General features: G+C 45.0%; 5 protein-coding genes and 1 pseudogene. All 6 read right to left on the bottom strand.

The window, feature by feature from the left end; genetic code table 11:
* Nucleotides 1-251: 251 nt before the first annotated feature.
* Nucleotides 252-602 carry a glycoside hydrolase family 5 protein gene (locus AK963_RS27140; protein WP_066018455.1) on the bottom strand — a complete coding sequence of 117 codons (351 nt, stop codon included), beginning with the start codon at nucleotides 600-602 and terminating at the stop codon, nucleotides 252-254.
* Nucleotides 603-752: 150 nt separating this feature from the next.
* Nucleotides 753-962, bottom strand: coding sequence for a hypothetical protein (locus tag AK963_RS27135; RefSeq protein ID WP_139117704.1), 210 nt, complete (start codon nucleotides 960-962; stop codon nucleotides 753-755).
* 137 nt (nucleotides 963-1099) lie between these two features.
* A complete protein-coding gene (locus AK963_RS27130) occupies nucleotides 1100-2398 on the bottom strand; it encodes an FAD-dependent monooxygenase (protein ID WP_066018453.1) in 1299 nt (432 codons plus the stop codon).
* Between the two features lie 180 nt (nucleotides 2399-2578).
* Nucleotides 2579-2842 carry a hypothetical protein gene (locus tag AK963_RS27125; protein WP_066018452.1) on the bottom strand — a complete coding sequence of 88 codons (264 nt, stop codon included), beginning with the start codon at nucleotides 2840-2842 and terminating at the stop codon, nucleotides 2579-2581.
* Between the two features lie 35 nt (nucleotides 2843-2877).
* Nucleotides 2878-3183, bottom strand: coding sequence for a cytidine/deoxycytidylate deaminase family protein (locus AK963_RS36940; protein WP_083232917.1), 306 nt, complete (start codon nucleotides 3181-3183; stop codon nucleotides 2878-2880).
* Nucleotides 3165-3354: pseudogene (locus AK963_RS36075) on the bottom strand (IS630 family transposase); the annotation flags it as partial. The pseudogene AK963_RS36075 and the gene AK963_RS36940, both read right to left, overlap by 19 nt.

Raw genomic sequence — 3354 nt, 5'->3', positions numbered from 1 at the left:
ATCATCCTGAGTTTTAATCTGACTGGCTATTTGATCTACCAGTTTTTCGTTGATTTCAACGCTCATTGTTATTCTCCATTTTGGAGTATTAACGACAAGCGTTTACACAATTTAAATTACATTCCCGAGAAAGTAGTGAATTAGGGGTGTTCAGGCTCGCAAGAATATGTCTGATATCGAGCCGAGAATGAAAATATAAGCAGCAAGGGTCTACGATTTTAAGGTATATCGAGCTATGTTAGTCGTATAGTTTATTGCTCTGAATCAGAAAATAAACTATCTAAAGAACTTTTATCCCATTGTCGCTTTTTACGGTAGTACACTACTTTTTTGGCTTTAGAGCCTGCGCACCAGATGGCGTCCGCAAAACCCAGGCTTTTGGCGGTTTCTTTGACTTTCTTAAGATAGAGAGCTCTGTTTTTCGGATCAGATGAAATGTTTACACCGTACTCACCTAAATAAACCGGGATTTGATGTTGATCAGCCCACTGTTTTACCCGTAAAAAATTATCTTCCAGAAAAGCAATGTCTTCATCCGTACCCCATGTGGGCTGTGAATTTTTAGTTTCCGGATATTTTGTGAATGTGGGAGATTTCTGCAAAGGAAGTCTGGGTCAGTAACGCGATAAGTGCGCTATAAATTGAGGCTTTCTTCATGTGTGATTGTTATTTATGAGTAATGTTGTAATTGGCACAAGCCCGGCCATAATCAATGCAACAAGGAAGCTGGGCTATTTACTGACAGGGAGCTATCAGTGCAGAGAGTCAGAGATCATTGCACTGAACACGCCACAAACCATGATTACCAGACTAATACCCGCACCTGATGTAAATGAGAACCACAAGGAAGCCTGTTCAACCGTATAATAATAGGCGGCACCAGCCATCAACCAGGCCCACCAGAATCCCAGAGAAGCCATGGCCGTGAGTCTGAATCCGGTTGAAATCATAGTTCTCATCATCTGCTTCCCCAAGCTGTGTTGTCATCGATAGTGCAGAAACCATCTTATGCCTACAACACACAGAGGTGCATCAGGGTTTTACGAAGTACAATCCGTGTATTTCTCTTTTCCGGTGTTTTTCAGTCCTCTATAGCAATTTATAATTTATTTTTTTTGCCTGTGGCCAATTTGGGCTGTTTACCAGAAAGCCCCATGGCATATTTCATCACCTGATTGACCGCTGGTGGCAGCCTGCCAGCTATCGTCAGGCCGAGATTTCGCAGAAGTTGCAGTGGTTTATTCTGGTTACTGAAAGCATGATAAAAAGCATCCATTGTATTCATCATCAACGCATTATCTCTTCGCCTTGCTTTTTCATATCGGGTAAGAACCTCCAGGGTTCCCAGGTTTTCACCTGCCCTGTAGGCTTCAACCAGAATTTCAATCAGCCAGGCAGCATCCTGCAAACCCAGGTTTACACCCTGTCCCGCTAAAGGGTTGATGGTGTGGGCTGCATCTCCGGCAAGAACGATACCCGGACGGAAATACTCAGTAACATGGCGCCGGGCAATAGGGAATGCACCACGCTCATGTAGCTGGATAACTTCAGGTAGCTCAGCAGGAAATGTGGTTTTCAGCTCTTTAATGAATGCTTCACCGGAGAGTGCCAGTAGTTGTCGAATTTTCTCTGGATGGTTGTACCAGACAATAGATCCAAAACTTCTACCGTTTATATCCGGTAGTGGCAAAAAGGCCTCTGGACCTGTCGGGGTAAAGGCCTGCCAGGTAATGTCCTGACAACCTCCGGTAATTTCAACCGTTGCAACCAGACATTGTTGCTCATAGTCCCGTTGCTCCATGGCCAACCCTGCAGCTTGGCGAACCCGTGAGTTGGCACCATCTGCTCCCACTAACAGATCACCAGAAAAGCGACGTCCATCGGACAACTCAATTACAGGGGGAACCGCAGAAGTATGAATTTTTTGAATACTGGCCGGGCAGAACAAAGAGACAGACGGGTAAGATTTGATCGCTTCTAACAGACCTAATTGGGTAACCCGGTTTTCAACGATAAAACCCAGCTGTGAGTGATTAATCTGTTTGGCATCAAACACAACCCGGTTTGCCCTTGAGCCTATCTCTTTTCCAAAGGGAGAGTGCAGCTTTTCCCACACGGCCATACGTCGATACGGCGTCATACGCATGGATTGCATATGTGGCCATGCTCCCAGTTGGCGAAGAATCTCTTCAGAGGCTGTGCTGAGAGCAGACACGCGCAGTTCGGGCAGGGCATCAGCTGATAATGGGGATGGTTCAGTATGGTCGAATACGGCAACCCTTATTCCCTGTTGGCCAAGGCCGCAGGCGATCGTTGCACCCACCATTCCTCCACCGACAATAAGTACATCGTAGTGTTGCTGATCATCACTATGCCTGGAAGCGTCTGTTCTTTTCATAAGTAAGCTTTATATGTAAGCGTCATAAGCCAGTGCTGCAGCGCACACCATCAATCCCGATCAGGATCTTTTCACTGAGAATGGAATTAGTCAAATGAAGTATCTTAGGGTGTTAAACAGCCTTTAGGGAAGCTGTGGAGGTATTGAGGTAGGAAGTTAAAGGCAATCTGATGATTGCCTTCATTCGTCGGTCTGGTCGTCATTAAACTCTTTGGTGTTTCTCTCAGAAATTTTTTTCTTCTTGCGCTTGTTTTTTTTACGAGCTTTACGCATTTCCAGAGATTTATCCTCACCTTTTCTTGAGTCTGAGCGGTCAAGGTAAGACTTGTGGCTTGTTGAAGAAGAGCTGGCACTGCCTTCATTTTTACCAAGGCTGTCATCGTTACCTTGACCGTAGTCAAGATGGGGAGAGGATGATGGGTCAATTCTATAACCTGAACTCACAATCTGGCCTCCTTGCTCAATGAGTTACTTTAAGTTTATACAACGAAATAGCGTAATTCTGCCCCTGTATGACTAATGATTGAGGCTGTCATACCCTTATGGGAGATAGATGCCTGTTTTTCAACCATAACAGCGTCAATAATTTTGCCTGGAGCCTTGCCAAGGCTGGATAGGCGGAGATTAACCAGAGCCGCTTCTACGGCAGTCATTCCCGGGTTGAAGGCTACGTTTTCGGCATATCTACCTGAAATTATATCTCCGTTATCTATAAGTAGAGCTACCCCTGAATGACAGTCGGAATAATACCAATTGAATTTTCTAACTACTGTATAACTGCCCAATCACGGGAGCACAGACTGAACAGTCGACCAGCTTCGCTGCAAAGGTTATTCCAAGCTTCACAGCAACAATCTACAATATTTTCATAACCTGAAAATGCTTTGTTTGATAAGTCATGCTCCCGCATCCACTCCCATAGCCTTTCTGAGCTGTTTAACTCCGGTGCGAATGGT

It is taken from the genome of Endozoicomonas atrinae (assembly GCF_001647025.1).
GTDB classification, from domain to species: domain Bacteria; phylum Pseudomonadota; class Gammaproteobacteria; order Pseudomonadales; family Endozoicomonadaceae; genus Endozoicomonas; species Endozoicomonas atrinae.
Note: the sequence above shows the minus strand (reverse complement) of the source record. Positions and strands in the feature narration are given on the sequence as shown.